Origin of the sequence: Pseudoxanthomonas jiangsuensis (assembly GCF_010093185.1) — a bacterium.
Lineage (GTDB): Bacteria > Pseudomonadota > Gammaproteobacteria > Xanthomonadales > Xanthomonadaceae > Pseudoxanthomonas > Pseudoxanthomonas jiangsuensis.
Map to the genome: position 1 here is coordinate 163077 of NZ_PDWL01000003.1, position 26012 is coordinate 189088.

The window sequence follows — 26012 nt, forward strand, 5'->3', positions numbered from 1 at the left end:
CGCCTACAATCCGGCGAACCGGACGGGGACAGGGCAGGGCCGCGATGGCGAAGAAGGCATTCAAGTGGATCGGTATCGTCCTGGCCGTGTTCGTGGCCGCCTCTTTGCTGTCCCTCTACGCCTACGGCCGCTTCGCCGAGAACGCGCGCGGCCCGGCCGCCCATGCCCTCGACGTACAGCCGGCCGCGACCGCGCTGGACCGCGCGATCTCGCCGCTGACCTCGGCCCGCCCGGACGAGACCGGGATCGTCATCGTCTCCGACAACCTCGACGCCTTCGCCGTGCGCGCCGCCAGTGCGCGCGCCGCCGGCCGCAGCCTGGACCTGCAGTACTACATCTGGCACGCCGACTTCACCGGCAACCTGATCCACAACGAGCTGCTGCAGGCGGCCGACCGCGGGGTGCGCGTGCGCCTGCTCCTGGACGACATGAACGCCCACGGCAGCAACACGGTCCTGGCCGCGCTGGACAGCCATCCGGGCATCGAGGTGCGGCTCTTCAACCCCACCCGTGCCCGCGAGGGCACGATCGCCCGCGGCGTGGAGCTTGTGCTGCGCTTCTTCAGCCTCAACCGGCGCATGCACAACAAGAGCTGGATCGCCGACGGCCGGGTGGCGATCGTCGGCGGCCGCAACATCGGCGACGAATACTTCGACGCCGCGGCGGACATCAACTTCATGGACACCGACGCGGCGGTGGTCGGCCCGGCGGTAAAGCAGGCCGAGGCGATCTTCGACGCCTACTGGAACAGCGAGGCGGCGATCCCTTTGGAGGCGCTGGTCCGGGCCGGGCCGGAGGCCCTGCCGCGGCTGCGCCGGAGCATCGACGCCGGCGAGGCCTCGGTCCGTGCCGCCCCCTACCTGCAGCGCCTGCGCGAGTCCGAGCGGGTGCGCGCGCTGATGGAAGGTGGCGCCCGCCTGCACTGGACCGCGGACGCGGCGGTGGTGTCCGATCCGCCGGAGAAGGCCCAGGGCGCCAGCCCCGGCCCGGACTGGATGACGCCGCTGCTGCTGGCCAAGGCCGAGGGCGCACAGCGCGAGCTGAGGATCATCTCGCCGTACTTCGTGCCCGGCACCGCCGGCGTGGACTGGTTCGCGGCCCAGCGCCGGCGCGGGGTGCAGGTCGGCATCCTCACCAACTCGCTGGCCGCCAACGACGTGATGGCGGTGCACGGCGGTTACGCGCCTTACCGGATCCCTTTGCTGGAGCAGGGGGTGACGCTGTACGAGCTCAAGCCGTTCGGCAAGGTCGACGGCAGCCTGTTCGGCTCCAGCGGCGCCAGCCTGCACACCAAGGCCTTCCTGGTCGACGGCCGCAGCGGTTTCATCGGTTCGTTCAACCTCGACCCGCGCTCGATGAACCTCAACACCGAGATGGGCCTGCTGTTCACCTGCGCCGACGCGGCCGCCGAACTGGAGGCGCTGTACGCGGCCAAGACCGGGCCGGCGCTGGCCTACCGCCTGGAGCTGGCCGACGGCGCCCTGCGCTGGCACGACGACGCGGCGCAGCCGCCGAAGACCTGGGAGCGCGAGCCGGAAGCCAGCCTATGGCGCCGCGGCGCCGCGCGCGCGGTCGGCTGGCTGCCGGTGGAATCGCAGTTGTAGGCGCCGGCGGTCAGCCCGGCGCCAGCGTCGCCATCAGCGCGCGGGCGGCGTTGAAGCGGTCCGGGCCTTCCGGCAACGGCACCCGGATGCGCAGCTTGTCCGGGCCTTCCATCGCGTACAGCTTGGGCTGCTGCTGGATCATCCGGATCACCGACATCGGGTCGACGCGTGGCTTGGCCTCGAACACGATCCGCCCGCCGCTCTCGCCCAGCTCCAGCTTGCGGATGCCCAGGGCGTCGGCCTGCAGCTTCAGCTCGGCGATCGCGAACATGTGCTTGACCGGGTCCGGCAGCAGGCCGAAGCGATCGATCATCTCCACCTGCAGCTCGCGCAGGGCCTCCGGGTCGCGGGCGCTGGAGATGCGCTTGTACAGGGTCAGGCGGGTGTGCACGTCCGGCAGGTAATCCTCCGGGATCAGCGCCGGCACGTTGAGCACGACCTCGGCACCGCGCGCTTCCTCGCCCGCATCCAGGTCCGGCAGCTTGCCCTGGCGGATGCTGCGTACCGCGCGCTCGAGCAGTTCGGTGTACAGGCTGAAGCCGACCTCGGCCATCTGCCCGCTCTGGTCCTCGCCCAGCAGCTCGCCGGCGCCGCGGATCTCCAGGTCGTGGGTGGCCAGGGTGAAGCCGGCGCCGAGTTCGTCCATCGAGGCGATCGCCTCCAGCCGCTTCTCCGCGTCCGGGGTCATCGAGCGCCGGTCCGGCGGCACCAGCAGGTAGGCGTAGGCGCGGTGGTGCGAGCGGCCGACCCGGCCGCGCAGCTGGTGCAGCTGGGCCAGGCCGAAGCGGTCGGCGCGGTTGATGACGATGGTGTTGGCGTTGGGGATGTCGATGCCCGACTCGATGATCGTGGTCGACAGCAGCACGTTGAAGCGCTGCTTCTGGAAGTCGAGCATCACCCGTTCCAGCTCGCGCTCCGGCATCTGCCCATGAGCAATACCGATGCGGGCCTCCGGTACCAGCTCGGCCAGCTGCTTCTGCATCCGGCCGATGCTCTCCACGTCGTTGTGCAGGAAGTACAGCTGGCCGCCCCGCGCCAGCTCGCGCTGGAACGCCTCGCGCAGCTGGGCATCGTCCCAGGGCACGACGAAGGTCTGCACCGCCAGCCGGTTCGGCGGCGGTGTCGCGATGATCGACAGGTCGCGCAGCCCGGCCATGGCCATGTTCAGGGTGCGCGGGATCGGGGTCGCGGTGAGGGTCAGCAGGTGGACGTTCGCGCGCAACGCCTTCAGCGCCTCCTTCTGGCGCACGCCGAAGCGCTGCTCCTCGTCGACGATCACCAGGCCCAAGTCCTTGAACTTCACGTCCGGCTGCAGCAGGCGGTGGGTGCCGACGATCACGTCGATCCCGCCCTCGGTCACCTTCTGCAGCTCGGCCTCGATCTCCTTCTTGGTCTTGAAGCGCGACAGCACCTCGACCTTCAACGGCCAGTCGGCGAAGCGGTCGCGGAAGTTGCGGTAGTGCTGCTCGGCCAGCAGGGTGGTCGGCACCAGCACCGCGACCTGGCGGCCGCCGCTGGCCGCGGCGAACGCGGCGCGCACCGCCACCTCGGTCTTGCCGAAGCCGACGTCGCCGCAGACCACCCGGTCCATCGGCTGGCTGGACTGCAGGTCGCGCAGGACCGCCTCGATCGCGGCGTGCTGGTCCGGGGTCTCCTCGAACGGGAAGCCGGCGGCGAAGCCCTCGTACATGGCCCGGTCGATATCCAGCGCCAGGCCGGCGCGGGCCTGGCGGCGGGCCTGGATCTCCAGCAGCTCGGCGGCCACGTCGCGGACCTTCTCCTGGGCCTTGCGCTTGGCCTTGGTCCACTGCTCGCCGCCGAGCGAGTGCAAAGGCGCGGTCTCCGGCGAAGCGCCGGAGTAGCGGCTGACCAGGTGCAGCTGGGCCACCGGCACGTACAGGCGGTCGCCCTTGGCGTACTCGATGTCGAGGAACTCGCCGGGCATGCCGCCGATGTCCATCGCCACCAGGCCGCGGTAACGGCCGACGCCGTGGTCCTCGTGGACGATCGGCGCGCCTTCGGTCAGCTCGCCCAGGTCGCGGATGATCGCTTCCGGCTCGCGTCCGGCGCGGCGCGCGCGGCGCGGCTGGGTGGCGCGCTCGGGAAACAGCTGGCGCTCGGTGAGGACGACGAACCGCGGGTCGTCGATGGCGAAGCCGTCTTCCAGGGGCGCGACGGCCAGCGCGAATCCCGCTTTGTCGCGTCCGGGTCCTTCGCCGGGACGACGGCCGATGAACGCCGGGAAATCCGCCACCACCTCCGGCCGCAGCTCCGCCGCCTGCAGCACTTCCAGCAGGGCTTCGCGCCGGCCGGGCGAATCGGCGGCCACCAGCACCCGGCCCGGGTAGCTGGCCAGGAACGACCGCAGTGCCTCGCCGGCACGATGGTGGTCCGGTCCGGCCACCGGCAGCGCAGGCGCCGGCTGGTCGCCCAGCGGCATGGCGTCGGCCGCATGGGTGTGGTCGGCACCGCAGACCTCGATCCGGATGCCCAGGTTGAGCCGCTCGCGCAAGCCATCGGGTGGCAGGTACAGCTCTTCCGGCGGCAACACCGGGTGCTCGACGTCGTGCCGGCGCTGTTCGTAGCGGTTGCGCGCCTGCGCCCAGAAGGCGGTGGCGGCGGCATTGGCGCCGTCGGCCAGCACCGGCAGCACGCTGACCGGCAGGTAGTCGAACAGGGTCGCGGTGCTTGCGCTGCCGTCGCGGGCCGCGCTCCTATGAGGTGTGTCGAAGAACAGCGGCAGGTAGTACTCGATGCCGGCCGGCGCCAGCCCGGCCTTCAGGTCCTGGTACAGGGCGCTGCGCCGGGTATCGACGTCGAAGCGCTCGCGCAGGGCGTCGAGCACACGGGCGATGCTGGCCTCGTCCATCGGCAGCTCGCGGCCAGGCAGCAGGTGGACCGCGTCCACCCGTTCCAGCGAACGCTGGCTCTCGGGGTCGAAGCTGCGGATGGAGTCGATCTCGTCATCCAGCAGTTCGATCCGCAGCGGCGCGTCCGCGCCCATCGGGTACACGTCGAGCAGGCCGCCGCGCACGGCGAAATCGCCCGGGTCCAGCACCTGCGGCACGTTGCGGTAGCCGGCGGCCTCCAGCCGGCGCTTCTCGGCGTCCAGGTCCAGGTGCTGGCCGGTCTTCAGGTCGAAGCTGCCGCCGCTGATGTAGCGCAGGGGCGGCAGCCTTTGCAGCAGGGTCTGCACCGGCACCACCACGATCCCGCGTTGCAGCTGCGGCAGCCGCTGCAGGGCGGACAGGCGCTGGCTGACGATGTCCGGGTGCGGGCTGAAGCGGTCGTAGGGCAGGGTCTCCCAGTCCGGGAACGGCACCACCGGCAGCGTGCCGTCGGCGCCGAGCAGGGTCGCCAGGTCGGATTCGACCAGGTGCGCGGACTGGTTGTCGCGGGCCACGAACAGCACGGGGCCGGGGTGGGCACGGGCGGCCTGGACCAGGGGCCAGGCCAGGGCGGAAGGCGAGGCCGGCGCGCGCCACCAGGCGCGGGCCTGGCCGCGGCGGGGCAGCGGGGGCGTGGAAGGCACGGAAGCGGGGGCGGACGGCATGAACCGGGCATTGTAGCCCCGCGGCGCGGGGCGGCCGGTCACGCGCGACCTACAACGGCGTCAGGTCCAGGACCAGGCGGATCAGGCCCGGCGGCACGCCCGGTTCCAGGCTGGGACGGAAGCCCATCGAGGCGGCCAGGTCCAGCATCGGCGCGTTGCTCTCGGGCGTGTCGCCGTACAGCCGGTCCAGGTAGCGGCCGCGCGACCACTTCACCAGCTTCTGCATCAGGTGCCGGCCCAGGCCCAGGCCGGCGACGTAGCTGCCGAGCAGGATCGCGTACTCGGCCTGGCGGGTGCCGGGGACGATCCGGGCGCGGGCCAGGCCGGCGATCATCGCCTCGCCCGGCGGCTCCGGCTCGGCGCCGACCAGGACCAGTTCGGTCTTGGGGTCGGGCCGGGCCAGGCGCGCGGCCTCGCCGTCGCCGAGCACGCCGTCGGCGCCGGCGAAGGCGCCGCGGATCTCGTCCGGGCCGAGCAGGCCGAACACGCCCTGCAGCGGCGCCGCATCCTCCGGACGGATCGGCCGGATCAGGATGGCGCGGCGGTTGGGCAGCACGAATTCCTCGTGCCAGGGGGGAAGCCGGTTGCGTGGCATGGGAGCGATATTCCCACATCGCGCGGTGCCGGTGTACGTGCCGCCGGCGTGCATGCTGCGGATCGGGCAGGCTTGCTAGACTCCGGCGCGTCCACAGGCAGGGAGTGCGGCGATGGCAGGCAGCGGCGATTCGACCCGGGCGATCTTCTTCGCGCTCGGCGCCAATTTCGCGATCGCGGTGGCCAAGGGCGTGGCCGCCTTCGTCACCGGCTCGGGGGCGATGCTGGCCGAGACCGTGCACTCGCTGGCCGACTGCGGCAACCAATTGCTCCTTTTGCTGGGCCTGCGCCAGGCGCGGCGCCCGGTGTCGGCGGAGTATCCGCTGGGCTACGGCCGGGCGATCTATTTCTGGTCGTTCCTGGTGGCGGTGATGCTGTTCAGCGTGGGCGGCATGTTCTCGGTCTACGAGGGCGTGCACAAGCTGCAGCATCCCGAGCCCCTGCAGCAGTGGTGGTGGGCGGTCGGGGTGCTGGTGTTCGCGATCGTGGCCGAGGCGGTGTCGATGCGCGCCTGCCTGCAGGAAGTGAACAAGGCGCGCGGCTCGCGCAGCCTGTGGCAGTGGTTCCGCGAGAGCCGCCAGGCCGAGCTGGTGGTGATCTTCGGCGAGGACCTGGCGGCCCTGCTGGGCCTGGTGTTCGCGCTGGCGGCGATCCTGCTGGCGGTGGCCACCGGCAATCCGATGTGGGACGCGCTGGGCACCATCGGCATCGGCGTGTTGCTGATCGTGATCGCGGTGCTGGTGGCGATCGAGGTCAAGGCGATGCTGATCGGGCAGAGCGTGGATCCGCTGCTGCAGGCGCAGATCCGCCAGTTCCTGGTGGAGCGCCCGGAAATCGCCGAGCTGCTGCACCTGATCACCCTGCAGCAGGGCAACGAGGTGCTGGTGTCGATCCACGCCCGGATGCACCAGGTCCGCGACGGCGAGGCGATGCTGCGCGAGATCGACCAGGTGGAGCGGGCGCTGAAGGCGCAGTTCCCGGTGGTGCGCTGGAGCTTCTTCGAACCGGAGGGTGCGGAGCCGGCGCCGGTCTGAGGCGGTTGGCGGGGGCATTTCCAGCGACTGCAACGGGCACAAGCCAAGGCAACGGCAAAAGCATCGGCTTTGGCTGTCCTCGGGCTGAGCCGTGGCGAACCGGCCGTGTCGTGGCCGCTCGGGCGCACGTCCGTGTGCGCACTCGCTACCGCGGCCATCCTTGGCCGCTGCCCCAACACAACCGATTCGCCGCGTCTTCCGCGCGCAGTGAGTCCAAGACTTCTATCGACCCGTCGTCCCGGCGAACGCCGGGACCCAGCGCCTTTGCTCTTTGCGCTGTCGTGCTCCAGCGCCACGCACACACGCTCCGGCTTTTCGCGCGGGCCTGCAGAAGCGGAAACCCCACCGCCGCAGAGGCCGTGGTTCCCTGGGCATGTGGCGCCAGTGGAACATGGATGTGCCACGGCCCCGAGTAAAGGCAGGATGCCGTCCCGAGGGGGGCGCCACATGCCCAGGGAACGGCGGCCCCATCCGAAGCCGACGCTTTTCGCATTTGCCCTCTGCCGTCGCGGCGGCCACGTCATCACATGGCCCCGCCATCCCGGCTAACCGCCTTCGCGCTGCAACCACTCCAGCCGGGTCGAGGCGCCGGCCTCGCCCAGGGTCTTTTGCAGGAACGGCAACGCCGGCGCGATCGCCTCGTCCAGCTTCCAGGGCGGATTGAGGATGGCCATGCCGCTGCCGTTGAGGCGCAGGGACGAGTCGTCCGGCCGGACCAGCAGCTCGGCCAGCAGGGACGAACGCACCGGCAGGCCTTCGAGCTTGCGGAAGAACGGTTGCAGGCTGCGCCTCTGCTTGACCGGATACCAGATCGCGCAGGTCGCCTGCGGCCAGCGCTCCAGCGCCTCGCGCACCGCCTGCGCCACTACCGGATACTCCGCCTCCTGCGCCTCGTACGGCGGATCGATGAGGACCAGGCCGCGCGCATAGCGCACCCCGTCCACCTTCGGCGGCAGCAGGGCCCGCACCGCCGCGTAGCCGTCGCGCGCATGCACCGCCACCCGCGCATCGTGGGCGAAGAGCGCCTTCAGCGCCGCCGCCTCCTCCGGCTGCAGCTCGCAGGCGGCCAGCCGGTCCTGCGGGCGCATCGCCTGCGCGGTCAGCAGGGGCGAACCGGGGTAGGCCAGCAGGGCCCCGACCGGGTTGGCGGCCGCCACCGCCCGCAGGTAGCGCGCCACCACGTCCGGCACGTTCGCCAGCCCGGCCAGCGGCAGGATTCCGCTGGTGGCCTCGCCGGTGCGCCCGGCCGCCTCACCCTGCAGCAGGTAGCGGCCGCGGCCGGCATGGGTGTCCAGGACGAAGAACGGGCTGTCCTTGCGTTGCAGCGCGTCGATCACCGCCAGCAGGACGATGTGCTTGAGCACGTCGGCATGGTTGCCGGCGTGGAAGGCGTGGCGGTAGTTCATGGCGGCAGCATAGCCGCCGCCGCGGGGGCCCGACTATGCTTGCGCGGTGACCGCCACGCCGCCACCACTGATCCTGGTCGTCGAAGACGAGCCGGCCATCGCCGACACCCTGCTGTACGCGCTGCGCAGCGACGGCCTGGCGGCCGAGCATTGCCTGCTCGGCGCCGAGGCGCTGGCGCGGGTGCGCGCCGGCGGGGTGGACGTGCTGGTGCTGGACGTGGGCCTGCCCGACCTCAACGGCTTCGAGGTGTGCCGGCGGCTGCGCGCCTTCAGCCCGCTGCCGGTGATCTTCCTGACCGCGCGCAACGAGGAGATCGACCGCGTGCTCGGCCTGGAGCTGGGCGCGGACGACTACGTGGCCAAACCGTTCTCGCCGCGGGAGATGGTGGCCCGGGTGCGGGCGCGGCTGCGGCGGGCGCAGCCCGCGGCCGCGCCGGCGCCGGTGGACGCCGCGGACGGGCAGGACTGGCGGGTGCGCGGCGAATTCGCGGTGGACCATGAAGGCCACCGGATCCGCTACCGCGGCCGCCTGCTCGAGCTGACCCGCTACGAGTACGCGGTGCTGGAAGCCCTTTTGCAGCGTCCCGGTGCGATCCTCAGCCGCGCCCAGCTGATGGACCGCGGTTGGGACAGCGCAGCCGACAGCGGCGACCGCACCGTCGACACCCACGTCAAGACGCTGCGGGCCAAGCTGCGCGCGGCCGGCGCCGAACCGGACCCGATCCGCACCCACCGCGGCCTCGGCTACGCGATCGAGGCCTGAATGCGCCTGGGCCTGCGCCTGTTCCTGGGCTTCTTCCTGATCGTCGGCCTGGCCGCGTTCTTCGTGATGCGGGTGTTCGTCGACGAGGTCAAGCCGGGCGTGCGCCAGGCGATGGAATCGACCCTGGTCGACACCGCCAACGCGCTGGCGGTGCTGGCCGCGCCGGACCTGGCGGCGGGCCGGATCGGCGACGGCCGCTTCGCCGCGGCCCTGGCCTCGCTGCGCCAGCGCGATCCCGGCGCGACGATCTGGCGCTTCCCCCAGCGCAGCATCGAGTTCCGGGTGACCGTCACCGATGCCCGCGGGATCGTGGTGTTCGATTCGGAGGGCCGCGACCTGGGCCGCGACAACTCGCGCTGGAACGACGTCTACCGCACCCTGCGCGGCGAGTACGGCGCGCGCTCCAGCCCGGAGACGCCGGGCGACGGCACCCGCACGGTGATGCACGTGGCCGCGCCGGTGTTGGCCCCGGACGATCCGCGGCGGCTGATCGGGGTGCTGACGGTGGCCCGGCCCAACCGCAGCATCGAGCCGTTCATCCAGGCCAGCCAGCGCGAGATCCTGCGCCAGGGCGCCTGGCTGATCGGCCTGTCGGCGCTGGTCGGCATCGGGATGACGGCGTGGCTGGCGCGCCGGATCGGCCGCCTGAACCGATATGCCCAGGCAGTGGCCGCCGGCGATCCGGTGCCGCCGCCGCCGCGCCGGCGCGACGAGCTCGGCGAGCTGGGCCAGGCGCTGGAGGACATGCGCCGCAAGCTGGAGGGCAAGGCCTACGTGGAGCAGTACGTGCAGTCGCTGACCCACGAGATGAAGAGCCCGCTGGCGGCGATCCGCGGCGCCGCCGAGCTGTTGCAGGAGCCCTTGCCGGAGGCCGATCGCCAGCGTTTCGCCGGCAGCATCCGCGAGCAGCAGCAAAGGCTGACCGAGACCATCGACAAGCTGCTGGCGCTGGCCGAGGTGGAGCAGCACGGCTGGCTGCAGAGGCGCGAGCCGGTGGACCTGGCGGCGCTGCTGGGCGAGGCCGCGGCGGCGGTGGAACCGCGGCTGGCAGGTACGGGCTTGAGCCTACGGGTCGAGGGGACGCAGGCGCCCTTGCAGGTACAGGGCGACGCGTTCCTGTTGCGCCAGGCGCTGGCGAACCTGCTGGACAACGCGATCGGGTTCTCGCCGGCGGGCGGGGAGATCGTGCTGGCGCTGGAGCGCGACGAGGCCGGCGCGAGGGTGCTGGTGCGCGACGCCGGGCCGGGTGTGCCGGAGTACGCGGCGGAGCGGGTGTTCGAGCGCTTCTATTCTTTGCCGCGGCCGGCGGCGCCGCGCAGTTCGGGCCTGGGCCTGCCGTTCGTGCGCGAGGTGGCGCGGCTGCACGGCGGCGAGGCCTGGCTGGGCAACCGCGCCGGCGGCGGCGCCGAAGCCGGCATCTCGCTGCCCCTGTAGGGGCCACTTCACCCCCGCTTCAAATTCGATCCGCACCCGCCCCACGCGGCGGTCGCAGCATGCGCTCCGGTTCCCAACCGGATCGAGACCATGAAATCCCTGCGATTGCTGTTGCGCTTCCTCACCGTCGGCGGCCTGGTGCTGTTGCTGCTGATTCCCCTGCTGATGATCCGCGGCCTGATCCACGACCGCGAGCAGTACCGCGCCCAGGCCGTGGAGCGGGTGGCGCAGAGCATGGCCGGACCGCAGCAGCTGGTCGGCCCTTTGCGGGTGGTGCCCTGGAAGGGCAGTCGCCGGGTCAATGTGGCCGGCGAGGACGGCCGGATCGAAGCGCGCCAGGAACTGGTGGAGGGTTACCTGCTGCAGGCGCCCTCGCGGCTGGACGCGGGCGGCGCGATCGTGCCGGACGTGCGCCGGATCGGGCTGTACGACGTGCGCGTGTTCCAGTGGCAGGGGCAGGTGGACGCGCAGTTCGGGCCGATGGAACTGCCGCGCGTGGACGGACGCGAGTACGGCGAGCCGTACCTGGTGCTGGGCCTGGGTGACGTGCGCGGGCTGGTCGGCACGCCCTCGCTGCAGGCCGACGGCAGGGCCCTGGAGCTGCAGCCGGGGGCGATGGCGCTGGAAGGCAAGATGCACGGGGTCCACGCGCGGCTGCCTTCGGGCGACGGCGCGGAGGCGCCGGCACGGGCGCTGGAGGCGAGCCGCATCGCCCTGAAGATGACACTGGCCGGGACCCAGTCGCTGGACATCGTGCCGGTGGCCGACAGCAACCACATCGCGCTGCAGTCCAGCTGGCCGCATCCGCTGTTCGGCGGGCGCTTCCTGCCGAACGAGCGCAGCATCGACGCCGGCGGCTTCCGCGCGGCCTGGAACATCTCCTCGCTGGCCAGCGCAGCGCAGACCCAGCTGCAGGCCGGCGACCTCCGCCTGGCGCGGCCGGCCGGCGGCGGCTCCGGATACGACGGCGACGTGGCCGGGATCGACAGCGTGCAGCTGAGCCTGGTCGATCCGGTGGACGTGTATACCCAGGCCGACCGCGCCAGCAAGTACGGGATCCTGTTCGTGGTCCTGACCTTCGTCGGCTTCGCCCTGTTCGAACTGGTCAAGCGGCTGCGCATCCATCCCCTGCAGTACCTCCTGGTGGGCCTGGCGCTGGCGATCTTCTTCCTGCTGCTGCTGGGCCTGTCCGAGCACGTGGCGTTCTGGCGCGCGTACGCGGTCTCGGCCGCGGCCTGCATCGGGCTGCAGTTCGTGTACCTGTCGGGGGTGCTCAAGAGCTGGTGGCGGGCCGGTGCGTTCGCGGTCGCCCTGACCGCTTTGTACGGCGCGCTCTACAGCCTGCTGGTGTCGGAGGACAACGCGCTGCTGATGGGCTCCCTGCTGCTGTTCGGAGTGCTGGCCGGGATCATGTGGGTCACCCGCCGGATCGACTGGTACGAGCGGGCGGCGCAGCTGGGCTGAGCGGGCGCAGGCGAGGTTCGGCGCCAGGGAGGGCGCCGCACTTCCCGATCCTCGCGCCCTCCCGGGGGGTGCGGCGCGGGATCGACGTGCTGCGGGCCGCCGCGTTCGGGAGGCGGCCGCGTCGTGTACGCACGCGGAGCTAGCGGATCAGGTCGCGCGCAGCGTGGTCGAAGCGTTCCAGCGCGGCCGGCGAATCGGGAGTGCGCCGCAGCGACTCCACCGCCGCCGCCAGGCGCCGGGCGCCGACCAGGCCGCAGCTGGCCTGCAGGCGATGCAGGCGGGCGCGCAGCGAGGCGTCGTCGCCGCGGCGGGCGCTGTCCACGACCTCGGCGCGGGCGCCCGGCAGCTCGTCCAGGAACAGCCGGCGCAGGGCCTGGACGTTGGCCGGATCGTGGTTCAGCGCGGCCGCGGCGGCGGCGTTGTCCCAGTCGGGCAGGCCGCCGGATTCGGCCAGGGCGGCGCGTACCGCCGCGGCCAGTTCGGCGCTGGCCAGCGGCTTGACCAGGACCTCGCGGAAGCCGGCGCGCAATGCGCCGGCGCGCGAGCCGGGGTCGGCATCGGCGGTATGGGCAAGCGCCGGCGGCGGCTGCGGCCAGCGTTCGTGCAGGCGTTGCAGCAGCTCGGTGCCGGCGCCGTCGGGCAGGCTCAGGTCGATCAGCCACAGGTCGTGGCGGACGGCTTGGCCGCGGGCCAGGGCGCAGGCGAGGGTGGCGACCGCATCGACTTCGGCCGGCAAGGCCTCGAGCACGGCGCGGAAGTAGGCCTGGCTGATCGTGTCGTCCTCGACCAGCAGGATCCGGGGGGCATTGGCGGGCGGTGTAGGAACGCGCGAACCCATTGGCTGACTCCTTGTCGGCTGGAACCATCCTAGCGCAGCCGGGCGGCGCGGCGCGCTAGTCGTCATGGCCGGGGCACCCGGCTTCCCGATCCGGGATAATGGCCGGCCTTTTCGCCCCGCAGCCCCCGCCACGTGGCCCGACTCGACCGTACCCCGTTCCAGATCCAGATCCTCGACCTCAGCCACGACGGCCGCGGCGTGGCCCGCCTGCCTGACGGCAAGGCGGTGTTCGTCGCCGGCGCCCTGCCGGGCGAGACCGTGCTGGCCGAGCCGACCGCGCGCAGCCGCCGCTTCGACGAAGCGCGCACCCTGGAGGTGCTGGAGGCCGCGCCAGACCGGGTGGCGCCGCGCTGCCCGCACTTCGGCACCTGCGGCGGCTGCGTGCTCCAGCACCTAGCCGAGGACAAACAGATCCTGGCCAAGCAGCAGGTCCTGCTGGAGAACCTGGAGCGGATCGGCAAGGTCGCGCCGGACCAGGTGCTGCCGCCGCTGACCGCCGCCAGCTGGGGCTACCGGCGCAAGGGCCGGTTCTCGGTGCGCCGGGTGAACAAGAAGGACAAGACCCTGGTCGGCTTCCGCGAGCAGGATCCGCGCTTCGTCGCCGAGCTGCGCGAGTGCCACACGGTGATCCCGGAGATCGGGATGAAGATCCAGGCGCTGGCCGAGCTGGTGGACGGGCTGCAGGCGCGCGAGCACATCCCGCAGATCGAGTTCATCGCCGGCGACGATGCGATCGCGCTGACGGTGCGCCACCTGATGCCGCTGGGCGAAGCCGACCGCGCGGCGCTGGCCGCGTTCGGCCGCGAACAGGGCTTCGCCATCTTCCTGCAGCCCAAGGGCATCGACAGCGTGCATCCGCTGGAAGGCGAGGCGCCGGCGTTGTCGTTCCGGCTGCCGCAGTGGGACGTGGAGTTGGCGTTCGAGCCGCTGGACTTCATCCAGGTCAACGGCCGCCTCAACGCATCGATGATCGCGCGCACGCTGGAGCTGCTGGACCTGCGCCCGGAGCACCGGGTGCTGGACCTGTTCTGTGGACTGGGCAACTTCACCCTGCCGCTGGCGCGGCAGGTGCGCGAGGTGGTGGGGGTGGAGGGCGACGCAGGGTTGGTGGCGCGGGCGCGGGCCAATGCGCAGCGCAACGGGCTGGGCAATGCGCAGTTCTTCGCCGCCGACCTGACCCAGGACCAGCGCGGGACGCCGTGGATGCGCCAGGGCTTCGACCGGCTTCTGCTGGATCCGCCGCGCTCGGGCGCCGACGAGGTGCTCAAGCAGCTGCCTTTGCAGGACATCGGCACGATCGTGTACGTGAGCTGCCACCCGGGTTCGCTGGCGCGCGACGCGGGCTTCCTGGTCCACGAGCGCGGCTACAGCCTGGTGTCGGCCGGGGTGATGGACATGTTCCCGCACACCGCGCACGTGGAGAGCATCGCGCTGTTCCGGCGCTGAGCGGCGGGCCTGCCGCTTCGCGGCGACCCCGTTCGAGGCTGCCGCTTCCTGCCTGCGGCCTCAGGCCGCGCGCGCCACGTCGTCGCCCTCGGCCTGCAGCCGGAAGCGGCCCATCGCCGTGCGCAGGGCCTGGGCGCGTTCGCGCAGGGAGGCGCTGGCGGCGGCCACTTCCTCGACCAGCGCGCTGTTCTGCTGGTTCACCGACTCCAGGTCGCCGACCGAGCGGCTCAGCTGCTGCAGGCCCTGCGACTGCTCCTGGGCCGAGTCGGCCGCCTGCTGGGCCAGGCTGGCGATGGTCTCGTTGGAGCGGGCGATCGATTCCAGCTGCTGGCGCGACTCATCCACCAGACCGCTGCCTTCGCCGACCCGGGTGATCGCGTCGCTGATCAGGTCGCGGATCTCCTTGGCCGAGGTCGCGCTGCGGTGGGCCAGGCTGCGGACCTCGGTGGCGACCACCGCGAAGCCGCGGCCGTGCTCGCCGGCGCGCGCGGCCTCGACCGCCGCGTTCAGGGCCAGGATGTTGGTCTGGAAGGCGATCGCGTCGATCAGGGCGATGATCTCGCCGATCCGGCGGCTGGCGTCGGTGATCGAGACCATCGAGGCGCTGGCCTGCTCGGCCACGCTCACGCCCTGGCGCGAGCCGTCCAGCGCGCCGTGGGTCAGGCTGCTGGTCTGGCGGCTGTTCTCGGCCGCGCTGCGGGCGGCGGCCAGCAGCTGCTCGATGCTGGCGGCGCTGTCCTGCAGGGCGTTGGCCTGGCGCTCGGTGCGGCCGGACAGGTCGGCGTTGCCGCGGGCGATCTCCTCGATCCCGATGCCGACTTCCTCGGCGTTGAACATGCTCTCGCGGATGGTCTGGGAGACGCTGTCCAGCGAGCGGTTCAGGGCTTCGGTCAGGGTCTTGAGGGTGCCGGCGTAGTCGTTGTGGATGCGCCGGGTGAGGTCGCCCTCGGCCAGCGCCTGGGTGGTGGCGCCGATCTCCTCGAACGCCTCCTCCAGCGAGGCCATCGAGCGGTTGAGCGCGCGCTTGAGCCGGTCCAGGTCGCCCGGCAGCTGGGCTTCGATGCGCTGCGAGAAGTCGCCGTCGGCGGCGCCGCTGAGGGCGTGCTCCAGCGCGGCCAGCGACTGCTGCAGCAGGCCCATGGCGCGGTCGACCTTGGCCCGGGACTCGCCCTCGACCTCGGCGCTCATGCGCGCGGAGAAGTCGCCGCGGGCCATCGCGTCCATCACCGCGTCCAGCGCCTCCATGGTCTTCTGCACGCTGTCGGCGCTGGCGTTGACGCCGGTCTTGAGCCGGGCCAGGTCGCCGGGCAGGTCGGCGGCCACGCGGTGGCCGAAGTCGCCGCGGCCGACCGCGGCCAGGACGTCGTTGGACTCGGCGATGGCCGCGTTCAGCGCGGCCAGCAGGGCGTTGAAGGAATGGCACATGGCGCTGATCGCGTCGCGGCCCTCTGCCTCCACGCGCACGCCGAAGTTGCCGCGGGCGACCTCGGCGATGGCCTGGTCCAGGCGCTCGATCGGATGGCGGATGGCGGCGTCGACCAGCAGCACGGTGACCACCGCCAGCAGCCCCAGCACCAGGACGATGCCGATGCCGACCTTGAGCGCGCCGCGCGAGCGCGCGGTGGCGCCGGCGATCGCGGCCTGCGAGGAGCTCTCGCTGTCCTTGGCCAGCTGCGCCAGCTCGTTGCGCACTTCCTCGAACGCGGCCTGCTTCTCGGCGGCCAGCGCCTGGAAGGTCTCCATGTCGCCGTCGCCGGCGATCATCCCCGACACCGCGGTGCCGCTGCGCTCGACGTAGCGGTCCCATAGCGCGGCCAGGGTGTCCATGCGCGCGGCGTAGGCCGGGTCGGTGGCCTTGATCGCCAGCAGGCGCTCGCGGGTGGCGGCGGCCTGCTTGTTGGCGTCCTCGATCAGGAACTCGTCGCGGTCGCCCAGCGCCTGGGTGAACAGGCCCTGGGTCTCGACCAGGCCCTGGTTGGCCTGCGCCGCCAGGGTCATCACCGGCAGGGTGCGTTCGGCGAAGCCGTCCAGGGTGTCGGTGTTGGCGCGCAGCACCACCGCCGAGTAGACGAAGTAGCCCAGCAGCCCGGCCAGGGCGATCGCCGGCAGCAGCAGGATCTTGCTGCGGATCGACAGGTGGCGCAGGCGGCGGGCACCGGCGGCGACCAGCGGGGCGAGGCGGAGGGAGGGGCGGGGAAGCCGCATCGGGCTTCCGCTGGACGACGACATGGGCGACTCCGGGGCATGCACACGGGCGGCGGGAAGGCCGTCCGGTTCGTAGCGGCTATCGGCCCGCAGGGCGGCTGGCTTGAGGCCCGGGTTCAGGATTCCGTTAGGAAACGGTTAAAGCCGGCGGCCCGGGGCGCCGATACCGCGATGTGCCCCGAGCGGGCCCGACCCCTTTCCAGTCCAGGACGCAACGAAGTGAAGACCAAGCATTTCTCCACCGGAGCGATGGCGCTGCTCGCGCTGGCCGCCGTTCCGGCCGCGCACGCCGAAGTCACCTTCAACGGCTTCGGCCAAGTGGTCGCCGGCAGCACCCTCGACCAGGGCAGCCGCGTCGCCGGCACCGACTACGACGACAGCGTCAGCTTCGATCCCGAATCGCTGTTCGCGCTTCAGGCCACCGCCTCGCTGGGCGACAACGCCGACGCGGTCGCCCAGGTCGTGGCCCGCGGCCGCGACGACTTCGAGCCCGAGTTCGCCTGGGCCTACGTGCGCTACCGCTTCAGCCCGACCTGGTCGGTCACCGCCGGTCGCCAGCGCACCCCGTACTTCCGCTATTCGGACTACCTGGAAGTGGGCGCGGCCTATCCGTTCATGCGCGTGCCGCTGGGCGTCTACAACCTGCCGTACAGCAACTACAACGGCGTGAACCTGGTCGGCGACCGCAGCTTCGACAAGTGGAGCCTGCGCGCGCAGTTCATCTACGGCACCGTGGACGAGGACAACGACACCCTGGACGTGGAAGTGCGCGACCAGGCCGGCGCCACCTTCGAGGCGAACTACGACGAGTGGCTGTCGCTGCGCGCCAGCTACGTGGTCGGCGAGGCCACCGTGCACGTGGACAGCGCGCAGGCGCTGATCGCGGCGATCTCGGCCGTGGCCCCGCAGGCCGGCGCGGCGCTGGCGTTCGAGCGCGACGATGCCTCCTTCCTCGGCCTGAGCGCCGAGTTCAACCACGCCGGCGCCACCGTCGGGGTGGAGTACACCGACATCGACTACGGCGACAACTTCGTCGGCCGGCAGAAGAGCGTGGCGGTGAACGCGGCCTACCGCGCCGGCGACTGGACCCCGTACCTGAGCTGGTCGCGCAACCGGGTGCAGCCGGACGCGACCGCGCTGTCGCTGCTGACCCCGGCCCACCCGTACTACCCGTACGCGGTCGGCCTGCTGGCCAGCCAGGAAGCGGTGGAGAAGTACGCCAGCGCCGGCGTGCGCTACGACGTCAACGCCAACGTGGCGGTGAAGGTCGACTACACCCGCTACAAGAGCGACGTCGCCGCCGGGGCCGATGCGGACCTGGTCGCCGCCGGCGTGGTCTTCACGTTCTGACCGGGAGACGAGGAATGAATCGCAAGTTCGTGATGGGCCTGGTGCTGTCGGCCCTGAGTTTCCCCTGCCTGGCCGGTTCGGTCGTGGTCGGCGCCGATTCGCCGGCCGCCGCGATGGACGCCGAGGCGGTCAAGCGTGTGTTCCTGGGGCGCGAGGCTTCGGTCGGCGGCAAGCCGACCGTGGTGGTGTACCAGAAGGGCGGTGCGGCCAAGCAGGCGTTCGAGGGCAAGGTCCTGGGCCGTTCGGGCGCGGACCTGGCCGGCTACTGGTCCAAGCTGATCTTCACCGGCAAGGCCAAGGCGCCGGAGGAGCTGTCCAGCGATGCGGCGGTGAAGGCCAAGGTCGCCTCGACCCCGGGCGCGATCGGCTACATCGACGATGCGTCGGTGGACGGCACGGTGAAGGTGCTGTTCAAGTTCTGAGCCGGGGCGGCGCGATCCGCCGCCAGGCCGGGATGATGCGAACGCCACGGCTCCGGCCGTGGCGTTCTGCTTTGTGCGGTTGCCTGGCGCCCTACAGCGGCCGCTTCCCCGTATCGCCCTGCACCTCGCGCACCAGCCTGGGCACCAGGTAGCCGGACAGGCGCGCGGCGAGGGCGGCGTGCAGGGCGCGGGCCCGTTCGTCGGAGACCTCGAAGTGGGCCACGCCCTGCACCCGGTCCAGCTGGTGCAGGTAGTAGGGCAGCACACCCGCGGCGAAGCTGCGCTCGGACAGGTCGGCCAGGGCCTCGACGCTGTCGTTGACCCCGCGCAGCAGAACCGCCTGGTTGAGCAGCTGCACCCCGGCGCCGCGCAGGCGGGCCAGGGCCGCGTCCACCGCGGGGTCGAATTCGTTGGCGTGGTTGGCGTGGACCACGAAGGCCAGAGGCCAGGGCAGGGCGGCCAGCCACTGCAGCAGGGGCTCGTCCACCCGTTCCGGCAGGACGATGGGCAGGCGGCTGTGGATGCGCAGGCGCCGGATGTGCGGGATCGCGGCCAGCCGGGCGGTCAGCTCGGCCAGCTTGGGCGTGGCCAGCGACAAAGGGTCGCCGCCGGACAGGATCACCTCGTCGATGCCCGGATCGGCGGCGATCGCCGCCACCGCGCCGGCCCAGCCGTCGCGGGCGGCGGTCTCCTCGCCATAGGGGAAGTGGCGGCGGAAGCAGTAGCGGCAGTTCACCGCGCAGCTGCCGGTGGCTACCAGCAGGGCCCGGCCGCGGTATTTCTGGATCACGCCCTCGGCCTTCCTGGCTGCGCCGTCGCCGACCGCGTCCAGGCTGAAGCCGGGCACGATCCGCTCCTCGGCGTCGACCGGCAGCACCTGGCGCAGCAGCGGATCGTGCAGGTCGCCGTGGCGCATGCGGGCGACGAAGCCGCGCGGCACCCGCAAAGGGAACTGCGCGGCCGCGGCCTCGGACAGGCCGGCCGCGGCGGCGTCCAGGCCGAGCAGGGCCAGCAGCTCGCGCGGATCGCGCACCGCCTCGCGCCACAGCCTCTGCCAGCGCGCGGGCGCGGGGAGGGCGGCGGGTGCCGGGTCGGGGCCGGAGGCCGCGGCCGGCTGCAGGGCGAGGGAGGCTGCGGGTATCATGTGCGGTCTGGAATGCAGGCCCGGCCGGATCCGGCGGGCCGGGCATTGTAACCGCCCTCTTCACCACTGCCCGGCCGCCGTCCCCGGCGGCCCTGCCATACCCCAAGGAGTTCCCATGGCCTCTTACGGCATGAACGACGTCAAGAACGGGATGAAGATCCTGGTCAACAACGAACCCTCGATCATCACCGACACCGAGTACGTCAAGCCGGGCAAGGGCCAGGCCTTCACCCGGGTGAAGTACCGCCAGATCCGCACCGGCCGGGTGCAGGAAATCACCATGAAGTCGACCGACTCGGTCGAGGCCGCCGACGTGGTAGACACCGACATGCAGTACCTGTACACGGACGGCGAGTACTGGCACTTCATGCAGCAGGAGACCTTCGAGCAGGTCCAGGCCGACAAGAACGGCGTCGGCGACGCGGCCAAGTGGCTCAAGGGCGAGGAGGAATGCGTGGTGACCCTGTTCAACGGCAACCCGATCCAGGTCACCCCGCCGAACTTCGTCGAACTGAAGATCGTGGAGACCGATCCCGGGGTGAAGGGCGACACCGCCGGTACCGGCGGCAAGCCGGCCACCCTGGAGACCGGCGCGGTGGTGCGCGTGCCGCTGTTCGTCGCCCAGGACGAGGTGATCAAGGTCGACACCCGCAGCGGCGAGTACGTCAGCCGGGTGAAGTGACCTGAGCATGACCGACACCGCCCCCCAGCCCTGCGACCTGTTGATCGAAGCCGGCTGGGTGGTCCCGGTCGAGCCGCACGGCGTGGTCCTCGAGGACCATGCGGTGGCGGTGACGGCCGGCAGGATCGTCGCGCTGCTGCCCAGCGCCCAGGCGCGAGCCCGCTTCGCCCCGGCCCAGACCGTGCGGCGCCCCGACGCGGTGCTGATCCCCGGCTTGGTCAACGCCCACACCCACAACCCGATGACCCTGCTGCGCGGGGTGGCCGACGACCTGCCGCTGATGACCTGGCTGCAGCAGCACATCTGGCCGGTCGAGGCGGCGGTGATCGGGCCGGAATTCGTCGCCGACGGCATGGCCCTGGCGATCGCCGAGATGCTGCGCGGCGGCACCACCTGCGCCAACGAGAACTACTTCTTCCCCGACGTCCAGGCCGCGGTCTACAAGCGCCACGGCTTCCGCGCCCTGGTCGGGCTGCCGGTGATCAACTTCCCCACCGCCTGGGCGGCCGGCGACGACGAGTACTTCGACAAGGCCGGGCAGGTACACGATGACTGGCGCGACGACCTGCTGGTGGCCACCGCCTTCGCCCCGCACGCGCCGTACACGGTCAGCGACGCCAACTTCGAGCGGGTGCGGATGCTGGCCGACCAGCTCGACGTCCAGGTCCACCTGCACACCCACGAGACCGCGCAGGAGATCGCCGACTCGCTCAAGGAGTACGGCCAGCGCCCGCTGGCGCGGCTGGACCGGCTGGGCCTGGTCAACGACCGCCTGATCGCGGTGCACATGACCCAGCTGACCGAGGCCGAGATCCACCTGTGCGCCGAGCGCGGGGTGCACGTGGCCCACTGCGCCGAGTCCAACCTCAAGCTGGCCTCGGGCTTCTGCCCGGCCTGCGCCCTGCAGCGGGCCGGGGTGAACCTGGCGATCGGCACCGACGGCTGCGCCAGCAACAACGACCTGGACATGTTCGGCGAGCTGCGCACCGCCGCGCTGCTGGCCAAGGCCGTGGCCGGCGACGCCACCGCCCTGGATGCGGCAACCGCCTTGCGCGCGGCCACCCTGGGCGGCGCCCGCGCTTTGGGCTTCGGCGAGCGGATCGGCTCGATCGAGCCGGGCAAGGAGGCCGACCTGGTCTGCGTGGACCTGTCGGCGCTGGAGACCCAGCCCCTGCACCATGTGCTCTCGCAGCTGGTCTACGCCACCGGCCGGCAGCAGGTGAGCGACGTGTGGATCGCCGGCCGGCGCAAGCTGGATTCGCGGATGCTGGTGGACATCGACACGGACGCGCTGGTGGCCAATGCACGCCAGTGGCGGCAGCGCATTGCTACGATCCGGACCCAGTGATGCTTCAGCACGACGCCATGACCACCGCCGCCCACGACAACTACCACCAGGCCGAACTGGACAAGTTCGCCGCCCTGGCCAACCGCTGGTGGGACCCGGACGGCCCGCAGAAGGCCCTGCACGTGCTCAACCCGGTGCGCCTGGAGTACGTGCGCCAGCGCACGCCGCTGGCCGGCGCCCGCGTCCTCGACGTCGGCTGCGGCGGCGGCCTGCTCAGCGAGGCCCTGGCCAAGGCCGGCGCGCAGGCCACCGCGATCGACCTGGCGCCCGAGCTGGTCAAGGTCGCCCGCCTGCACGGGCTGGAATCGGGCGTGCAGGTCGACTACCAGGTCAAGGCGGTCGAGGCGCTGGCCGAGGAACGGCCGGGCGGTTTCGACGCGGTGACCTGCATGGAGATGCTCGAGCACGTGCCGGACCCGGCCGCGATCATCGCCGCCTGCGCGCGGCTGCTGCGCCCCGGCGGACGCCTGTTCCTGTCGACCCTCAACCGCACTCCGGCCGCGTTCGCGCTGGCGATCGTCGGTGCGGAGTACGTGGCCCGGCTGCTGCCCAAGGGCACCCACCGCTACGCCGACTTCATCCGTCCCTCCGAGCTGGCCGGCTGGCTGCGCCAGACAGGGCTGCAGCTGGAGGACGTCAGCGGCCTGTTCTACGACCCGGTGCGGCACAAGGCCAGCCTGTCCCGCCGGACCGAGGTGAACTACCTGGCCTGCGCGCTCAAGGCGGAGGCGTGAGCGTGGATTCGGCCGCGGCATCCGCCAAGCGCTTCCCGCGGGTGGCCCTGTTCGACCTCGACGGTACCCTGCTCGACAGCGCCCCGGACATGGTCGCCACCGCCAACCGCATGTTCGCCGCGCGCGGTCTGCCGCCGGTGGACCCGGACATGCTGCGCAAGCACGTGTCCAAGGGCGCGCGGGCGATGGTCGCGGCGATGTTCCCGGACCTGGACGAGGCCGGCCGCGATGCGCTGGTGCCCGAGTTCCTGCGGGTCTACCGCGAGGAACTGGGCCGCCACAGCGCGCTGTTCGACGACATCGCCGCGATGCTGCAGGCGCTGGAGGACGACGGCGCGCGCTGGGGCATCATCACCAACAAGGCCGAGTACCTGGCCCGCGACGTGCTCGCCGGGCTGGACTGGCAGCAGCGCTGCGCGGTGCTGGTCGGTGGCGACACCTACGCGGAGAAGAAGCCGCATCCGCTGCCTTTGCTGGAAGCGGCGCGGACCCTGGGCGTGGCGCCGGGCCAGTGCGTTTACGTCGGCGACGACGAACGCGACGTGGTCGCCGCCCGCGCCGCGGGCATGGCCTCGATTGCGGTGACCTGGGGCTACCGCCTGGACGGCGAGGACCCCGAGACCTGGCAGGCCGACGCCATGGCCGCGCAGCCGCGCGAGCTGCTCGACCCGGCCGCCTGGCCGGCGCCGCTGTCGCCCTGATTGCATGGCCGGCCCGACCGCCCTCGACAGCTTCCTCGACAAATGGCGCAGCCGCTGGCCGGAATGGGCGGTGGCCGAAGTGTTCGTGCCGGCGTCGCAGCGCGAGCGGGCGGTGGCCTGGTTCGCCCTGCTGCAGGAGTTCGACGACATCCTCAACATCGCCGGCGACCCGTTGCCGGCCGACGCCAAGCTCGGCTGGTGGGGCACCGAACTGCGCGACTGGGCGGGGCAGCGTTCGCGCCACCCGCTCGGCCGCCTGCTCGAACCGGTGCCCGCGCCCTGGGCCGCGCTGGCCGACGCGCTGCCGGACCTGGTGGCCGCGCGCGCCCGGCCGGCCGACGGCGCCGGCGCCTTCGCCGCGCTGGCCGCCTATGCGCAGGCCGTGGCCGAGGTCGAGGCGGCGGTGCTGGAAGGCCGGGCCACCGCGCCGCGCGCGCTGGCCGCGCAGGTGCTGGCCACCCGCCTGGCCGAGGCCGGCGTGGACGCGGTGCCGCAGTCTTCGCAGCCGCGCGCCGACGATACCGCCGGCCGCGAGAACGCCCAGCGCGCCTGGGCCGGCGAACTGCTCGACGCCTGGCCGGCGCGCCCGGGCGGTCCCTTGCCGCGCCGGGTCTGGTCGGCGCTGGCGCGGCGAAGGCTGCAGCCGTTCGCCGCCGGCCGCCTGCCGCAGCCCGGGCGGCAGCCGCTGCGGATCCTGTGGCGGGCCTGGCGTGCCGCCGCCGGCGGCTGACGGCACGACGCGACACTGCGTTTCAGCCCGCCGCAAGGGCCGCGCCGGCCGCTGCGGCTACAATTGCCCGCGAATGGGTCCCGGATCGGTCCTGATTCACCACTCCCCGATCCGGCCCGACCCGCAGGACGCCGCCACCGGCCTGCCTCTCCCCCGAACCAAGCCGCTGCCATGTCCTCCGTTCCTGCTGTCGCTGCCGTTCCCGCTTCCTTGCCCGATGTCGCCCTCCAGGCCCCCGCGCTCGCGCGGCCGCTGGACTGGGTCGGCATGGAAGGCATCGCCATCCCCGTGCGCGTGTCCGACGGCGCCGGCGGACACGTCCAGGTCGCTGCCCAGGCCGACCTGTCGGTGAACCTGGCCCGCGCCGGCGAGCGCGGCATCCACATGTCGCGGCTGTACCTGCGCCTGCAGCAGGAACTGGCCCGGCACGAGGTCACCCCGGCCGGCCTGCGCCACATCCTCCAGGCCAGCGTCGATTCCCAGTCCGGCCTGGCCGACCGTGCGCGCCTGCGCCTGCGCTACGAGGCGCTGCTGCTGCGCGGCGCCCTGCGCAGCGACAACGCCGGCTGGAAGCGCTACCCGGTGGAGATCGAGGCCTCGCTGGCCGACGGCCACCTGAAGCTGGTGCTCGGCTTCGGCCTGGAATACTCCAGCACCTGCCCGTGCTCGGCCGCGCTCTCGCGCCAGGCCAACGCCGCGCGCTTCTCCGCCGATTTCGCCGGCGCCGCGCCGGTCCCGGTCGAGGCGGTGCGCGACTGGCTGGCTTCCGACCGCGGCATGGCCGCCACCCCGCACGCGCAGCGCAGCGAGGCCAAGGTCAGGGTCGAACTGCGCCCGCAGTTCGACGAGCTGCCGCTGCTGGCGCTGATCGACGCGCTGGAGGCCGCGCTGGGCACCCCGGTGCAGACGGCGGTCAAGCGCGAGGACGAGCAGGCCTTCGCCGAGCTCAACGCCGCCAATCTGATGTTCTGCGAGGACGCCGCCCGCCGGGTAGCCTCGGTGCTGTCGGCCGACGCCCGGGTCGAGCGCTGGGAAGCGACCGTCTCCCACTTCGAGAGCCTGCATCCGCACGACGCGGTGGCCAGCGTCAGCGGCACCGGCCCGGCGGTGTCGTAGCGCCTACTTGCGCCGCAGCAGCATCCCCACGCCCACCACCACCAGCAGCGCCGGCCACCAGGTCGCCAGCAGGCTGCCCAGGCCGCTGTCGATCCAGCCCAGGTTGCGGGCCAGGAAGAACAGGCCCAGGACGATCAGGACGAGCGCGGCGAACAGGTTGGAGCCCATGGCGGGGAAACCGTGGCGGGGAGGGGACGGGGGCCTATCCTAGCCGCGAACGCCAGCGCGCGGCAGCGGCCGCCAGCGCCTCGGGCGCATGGCGCACGGCCGCGCCCTGGCCCCATACCGGTCCCGGCCAGGCGGCATCGCCGGCATGCCGGCCGACCAGGTGTACGTGCAACTGGCACACGATGTTGCCGAGCGCGCCGATGTTGAGCTTCTCCACTCCCGGCTCGCCGCGCAGCAGCTGCGAGAGCTGGTTGACCTCGGCCAGCAGCAGGCGCTGCTGGCCGCCGTCCAGGTCGATCCACTCGGCCATGCCCGCCACCCGCGGCACCAGCAGCAGCCAGGGGAAGCGGGTGTCGTCCATCAGCCGCACCTGCGACAGCGGCCCGTCGGCGACGAAGGCGCTGTCGGCGGCCAGCCGCGGGTCCAGCTCGAAGCCGCTCACCGCAGGTGCTCCGCCATGAACGCCAGGCTGCGCGCCAGGGCCAGCCGCGCGCTGGGCTTGTCGTAGGCCTTGGGATCGACGTCGCGGTTGAAGGCGTGGCCGGCCGGATAGGTGAACACGTCCATCGAAGGCAGGGCGCGGCGGTGCGCCTCCACCGCCTCGGGCGGGATCGAGGTGTCCAGCTCGCCGAAATGGAACATCACCGGCGCCTTCGGCGCGGCGGTCAGGGCCGGATCCTCGAGGAAGGGCAGGTCGCGGGCGCCGTAGTAGGCCACCGACGGCAGGCCCAGCTTCAGCGCCGACAGCATCGCCACCGTGCCGCCCCAGCAGTAGCCGACCGTGCCGACCGCCTCCGGCGCCGGGGACGCATCGGACGGCGCCAGGCGCGCGCGCAGCTGCGCGGCCGCCGCGGCGACGATGTCCAGCGCCGCCTCCAGCCCGAGCCGGTTCACCAGTTCGCGACCGCGGGCGAAGCCGGCTTCGCCGTAGTCCAGTTCCACCCCGCGCTCGACCGGGTCGAAGAAAGCCGGGGCCAGCACCGCGTAGCCTTCGGCGGCATAGCCGTCGGCCACCGCGCGGATGTGCGGATTGGCCCCGAAGATCTCCTGGATCACCACCAGGCCGGCCTTCGGTGCGGCAGGCGGGTCGGCCTGCCAGGCGGCGACCGCGCCGTGCGGGGTGTCGAGCTGGATCCACTGGCCCATGGGAGGACTCCTGCGGGAGGGGACGCCAGTGTAGGCCTGTCCCCCGTCGTCACGGCGTGCGCCGGGACGACGGAGCTGGGGTCCTGAACGTCGCGGACCGCCCGCGTATAATCCCGCGCCCCGGCCGCGC

At 72.3% G+C, this 26012-nt stretch carries 23 protein-coding genes; 14 read left to right on the forward strand and 9 right to left on the reverse strand.

Features of this window, described 5'->3' with window-relative positions; all coding sequences use genetic code 11:
- Positions 1–44: 44 nt before the first annotated feature.
- Positions 45–1604: a phospholipase D family protein gene (locus CSC62_RS03295; protein ID WP_162404736.1), complete on the forward strand. Its 1560-nt coding sequence runs from the start codon at positions 45–47 to the stop codon at positions 1602–1604.
- Between the two features lie 10 nt (positions 1605–1614).
- Here the strand turns inward: CSC62_RS03295 and mfd are convergent, their stop codons facing one another.
- Positions 1615–5157 carry a transcription-repair coupling factor gene (gene mfd, locus CSC62_RS03300; protein WP_162404737.1) on the reverse strand — a complete coding sequence of 1181 codons (3543 nt, stop codon included), beginning with the start codon at positions 5155–5157 and terminating at the stop codon, positions 1615–1617.
- 49 nt (positions 5158–5206) lie between these two features.
- On the reverse strand, positions 5207–5752 hold the full coding sequence (locus CSC62_RS03305; protein WP_162404738.1) for a GNAT family N-acetyltransferase: 546 nt from the start codon (positions 5750–5752) through the stop codon (positions 5207–5209).
- 112 nt (positions 5753–5864) lie between these two features.
- Between CSC62_RS03305 and CSC62_RS03310 the strand changes: the two genes are divergently transcribed.
- Positions 5865–6785: a cation diffusion facilitator family transporter gene (locus CSC62_RS03310; protein ID WP_162404739.1), complete on the forward strand. Its 921-nt coding sequence runs from the start codon at positions 5865–5867 to the stop codon at positions 6783–6785.
- 545 nt (positions 6786–7330) lie between these two features.
- Here CSC62_RS03310 and CSC62_RS03315 read toward each other — a convergent pair.
- The gene (locus CSC62_RS03315; RefSeq protein ID WP_162404740.1) at positions 7331–8191 is read right to left on the reverse strand and encodes a 23S rRNA (adenine(2030)-N(6))-methyltransferase RlmJ; all 861 of its coding nucleotides are present in this window, start codon (positions 8189–8191) and stop codon (positions 7331–7333) included.
- A gap of 46 nt (positions 8192–8237) precedes the next feature.
- Between CSC62_RS03315 and creB the strand changes: the two genes are divergently transcribed.
- The 3 genes from creB to creD all read left to right on the forward strand — a co-directional run bounded on the left by creB (position 8238) and on the right by creD (position 11852).
- Positions 8238–8954, forward strand: a complete 717-nt coding sequence (gene creB, locus CSC62_RS03320; protein ID WP_162404741.1) for a two-component system response regulator CreB — start codon at positions 8238–8240, stop codon at positions 8952–8954.
- Positions 8955–10388, forward strand: a complete 1434-nt coding sequence (gene creC, locus CSC62_RS03325; RefSeq protein WP_162404742.1) for a two-component system sensor histidine kinase CreC — start codon at positions 8955–8957, stop codon at positions 10386–10388. It abuts the gene before it with no gap.
- Between the two features lie 90 nt (positions 10389–10478).
- Positions 10479–11852, forward strand: a complete 1374-nt coding sequence (gene creD, locus CSC62_RS03330) for a cell envelope integrity protein CreD (protein ID WP_162404743.1) — start codon at positions 10479–10481, stop codon at positions 11850–11852.
- Between the two features lie 139 nt (positions 11853–11991).
- Here the strand turns inward: creD and CSC62_RS03335 are convergent, their stop codons facing one another.
- Entirely contained in the window at positions 11992–12690 is a 699-nt protein-coding gene (locus CSC62_RS03335) for an Hpt domain-containing response regulator (protein WP_162404744.1), read from the reverse strand.
- 132 nt (positions 12691–12822) lie between these two features.
- Here CSC62_RS03335 and rlmD point away from each other — a divergent pair, with 132 nt between their 5' ends.
- Entirely contained in the window at positions 12823–14136 is a 1314-nt protein-coding gene (gene rlmD / locus CSC62_RS03340; protein ID WP_162404745.1) for a 23S rRNA (uracil(1939)-C(5))-methyltransferase RlmD, read from the forward strand.
- 60 nt (positions 14137–14196) lie between these two features.
- Here rlmD and CSC62_RS03345 read toward each other — a convergent pair whose 3' ends face one another.
- Complete coding sequence (locus tag CSC62_RS03345; protein ID WP_162404746.1) at positions 14197–16341, reverse strand: methyl-accepting chemotaxis protein; 2145 nt, start codon at positions 16339–16341, stop codon at positions 14197–14199.
- A gap of 219 nt (positions 16342–16560) precedes the next feature.
- On the opposite strand from CSC62_RS03345, the gene CSC62_RS03350 reads away from it, so the two are divergent.
- Complete coding sequence (locus CSC62_RS03350; RefSeq protein ID WP_162404747.1) at positions 16561–17691, forward strand: porin; 1131 nt, start codon at positions 16561–16563, stop codon at positions 17689–17691.
- Positions 17692–17705: 14 nt separating this feature from the next.
- Entirely contained in the window at positions 17706–18113 is a 408-nt protein-coding gene (locus CSC62_RS03355; RefSeq protein ID WP_162404748.1) for a type 2 periplasmic-binding domain-containing protein, read from the forward strand.
- Positions 18114–18204: 91 nt separating this feature from the next.
- Here CSC62_RS03355 and epmB read toward each other — a convergent pair whose 3' ends face one another.
- Positions 18205–19257: an EF-P beta-lysylation protein EpmB gene (epmB, locus tag CSC62_RS03360; RefSeq protein WP_162404749.1), complete on the reverse strand. Its 1053-nt coding sequence runs from the start codon at positions 19255–19257 to the stop codon at positions 18205–18207.
- Between the two features lie 115 nt (positions 19258–19372).
- Between epmB and efp the strand changes: the two genes are divergently transcribed.
- From efp to folE2, 6 genes are all read left to right on the forward strand, one after another.
- Positions 19373–19939 (forward strand): elongation factor P, encoded by a 567-nt coding sequence (gene efp, locus CSC62_RS03365; protein WP_162404750.1) that lies wholly within the window; start codon positions 19373–19375, stop codon positions 19937–19939.
- Between the two features lie 7 nt (positions 19940–19946).
- Positions 19947–21287 carry a TRZ/ATZ family hydrolase gene (locus tag CSC62_RS03370; protein WP_162404751.1) on the forward strand — a complete coding sequence of 447 codons (1341 nt, stop codon included), beginning with the start codon at positions 19947–19949 and terminating at the stop codon, positions 21285–21287.
- A 17-nt stretch (positions 21288–21304) separates the two neighbouring features.
- Entirely contained in the window at positions 21305–22021 is a 717-nt protein-coding gene (gene ubiG, locus CSC62_RS03375) for a bifunctional 2-polyprenyl-6-hydroxyphenol methylase/3-demethylubiquinol 3-O-methyltransferase UbiG (RefSeq protein WP_162404801.1), read from the forward strand.
- Between the two features lie 2 nt (positions 22022–22023).
- Entirely contained in the window at positions 22024–22722 is a 699-nt protein-coding gene (gph, locus tag CSC62_RS03380) for a phosphoglycolate phosphatase (RefSeq protein WP_246194164.1), read from the forward strand.
- Between the two features lie 4 nt (positions 22723–22726).
- Positions 22727–23452, forward strand: a complete 726-nt coding sequence (locus CSC62_RS03385; RefSeq protein ID WP_162404752.1) for a squalene/phytoene synthase family protein — start codon at positions 22727–22729, stop codon at positions 23450–23452.
- Between the two features lie 171 nt (positions 23453–23623).
- Positions 23624–24568 carry a GTP cyclohydrolase FolE2 gene (folE2, locus tag CSC62_RS03390; RefSeq protein ID WP_162404753.1) on the forward strand — a complete coding sequence of 315 codons (945 nt, stop codon included), beginning with the start codon at positions 23624–23626 and terminating at the stop codon, positions 24566–24568.
- Positions 24569–24571: 3 nt separating this feature from the next.
- Here the strand turns inward: folE2 and CSC62_RS17755 are convergent, their stop codons facing one another.
- The 3 genes from CSC62_RS17755 to CSC62_RS03400 are packed head-to-tail and all read right to left on the reverse strand — an operon-like array spanning position 24572 to position 25882.
- Entirely contained in the window at positions 24572–24736 is a 165-nt protein-coding gene (locus CSC62_RS17755; protein WP_170298347.1) for a LiaI-LiaF-like domain-containing protein, read from the reverse strand.
- Positions 24737–24770: 34 nt separating this feature from the next.
- Positions 24771–25178 carry an HIT domain-containing protein gene (locus tag CSC62_RS03395; RefSeq protein WP_162404754.1) on the reverse strand — a complete coding sequence of 136 codons (408 nt, stop codon included), beginning with the start codon at positions 25176–25178 and terminating at the stop codon, positions 24771–24773.
- Complete coding sequence (locus CSC62_RS03400; protein ID WP_162404755.1) at positions 25175–25882, reverse strand: dienelactone hydrolase family protein; 708 nt, start codon at positions 25880–25882, stop codon at positions 25175–25177. The genes CSC62_RS03395 and CSC62_RS03400 overlap by 4 nt, the downstream gene beginning before the upstream one ends.
- Between the last annotated feature and the right edge of the window lie 130 nt (positions 25883–26012).

Coding starts and splice junctions, on each gene's coding strand:
- CSC62_RS03295 (WP_162404736.1), top strand. CDS start 45: ATGGCGAAGAAGGCATTCAAGTGGATCGGTATCGTCCTGGCCGTGTTC.
- mfd (WP_162404737.1), bottom strand. CDS start 5,157: ATGCCGTCCGCCCCCGCTTCCGTGCCTTCCACGCCCCCGCTGCCCCGC.
- CSC62_RS03305 (WP_162404738.1), bottom strand. CDS start 5,752: ATGCCACGCAACCGGCTTCCCCCCTGGCACGAGGAATTCGTGCTGCCC.
- CSC62_RS03310 (WP_162404739.1), top strand. CDS start 5,865: ATGGCAGGCAGCGGCGATTCGACCCGGGCGATCTTCTTCGCGCTCGGC.
- CSC62_RS03315 (WP_162404740.1), bottom strand. CDS start 8,191: ATGAACTACCGCCACGCCTTCCACGCCGGCAACCATGCCGACGTGCTC.
- creC (WP_162404742.1), top strand. CDS start 8,955: ATGCGCCTGGGCCTGCGCCTGTTCCTGGGCTTCTTCCTGATCGTCGGC.
- creD (WP_162404743.1), top strand. CDS start 10,479: ATGAAATCCCTGCGATTGCTGTTGCGCTTCCTCACCGTCGGCGGCCTG.
- CSC62_RS03335 (WP_162404744.1), bottom strand. CDS start 12,690: ATGGGTTCGCGCGTTCCTACACCGCCCGCCAATGCCCCCCGGATCCTG.
- CSC62_RS03345 (WP_162404746.1), bottom strand. CDS start 16,341: ATGCGGCTTCCCCGCCCCTCCCTCCGCCTCGCCCCGCTGGTCGCCGCC.
- CSC62_RS03355 (WP_162404748.1), top strand. CDS start 17,706: ATGAATCGCAAGTTCGTGATGGGCCTGGTGCTGTCGGCCCTGAGTTTC.
- epmB (WP_162404749.1), bottom strand. CDS start 19,257: ATGATACCCGCAGCCTCCCTCGCCCTGCAGCCGGCCGCGGCCTCCGGC.
- efp (WP_162404750.1), top strand. CDS start 19,373: ATGGCCTCTTACGGCATGAACGACGTCAAGAACGGGATGAAGATCCTG.
- CSC62_RS03370 (WP_162404751.1), top strand. CDS start 19,947: ATGACCGACACCGCCCCCCAGCCCTGCGACCTGTTGATCGAAGCCGGC.
- ubiG (WP_162404801.1), top strand. CDS start 21,305: ATGACCACCGCCGCCCACGACAACTACCACCAGGCCGAACTGGACAAG.
- CSC62_RS03385 (WP_162404752.1), top strand. CDS start 22,727: ATGGCCGGCCCGACCGCCCTCGACAGCTTCCTCGACAAATGGCGCAGC.
- folE2 (WP_162404753.1), top strand. CDS start 23,624: ATGTCCTCCGTTCCTGCTGTCGCTGCCGTTCCCGCTTCCTTGCCCGAT.
- CSC62_RS17755 (WP_170298347.1), bottom strand. CDS start 24,736: ATGGGCTCCAACCTGTTCGCCGCGCTCGTCCTGATCGTCCTGGGCCTG.
- CSC62_RS03400 (WP_162404755.1), bottom strand. CDS start 25,882: ATGGGCCAGTGGATCCAGCTCGACACCCCGCACGGCGCGGTCGCCGCC.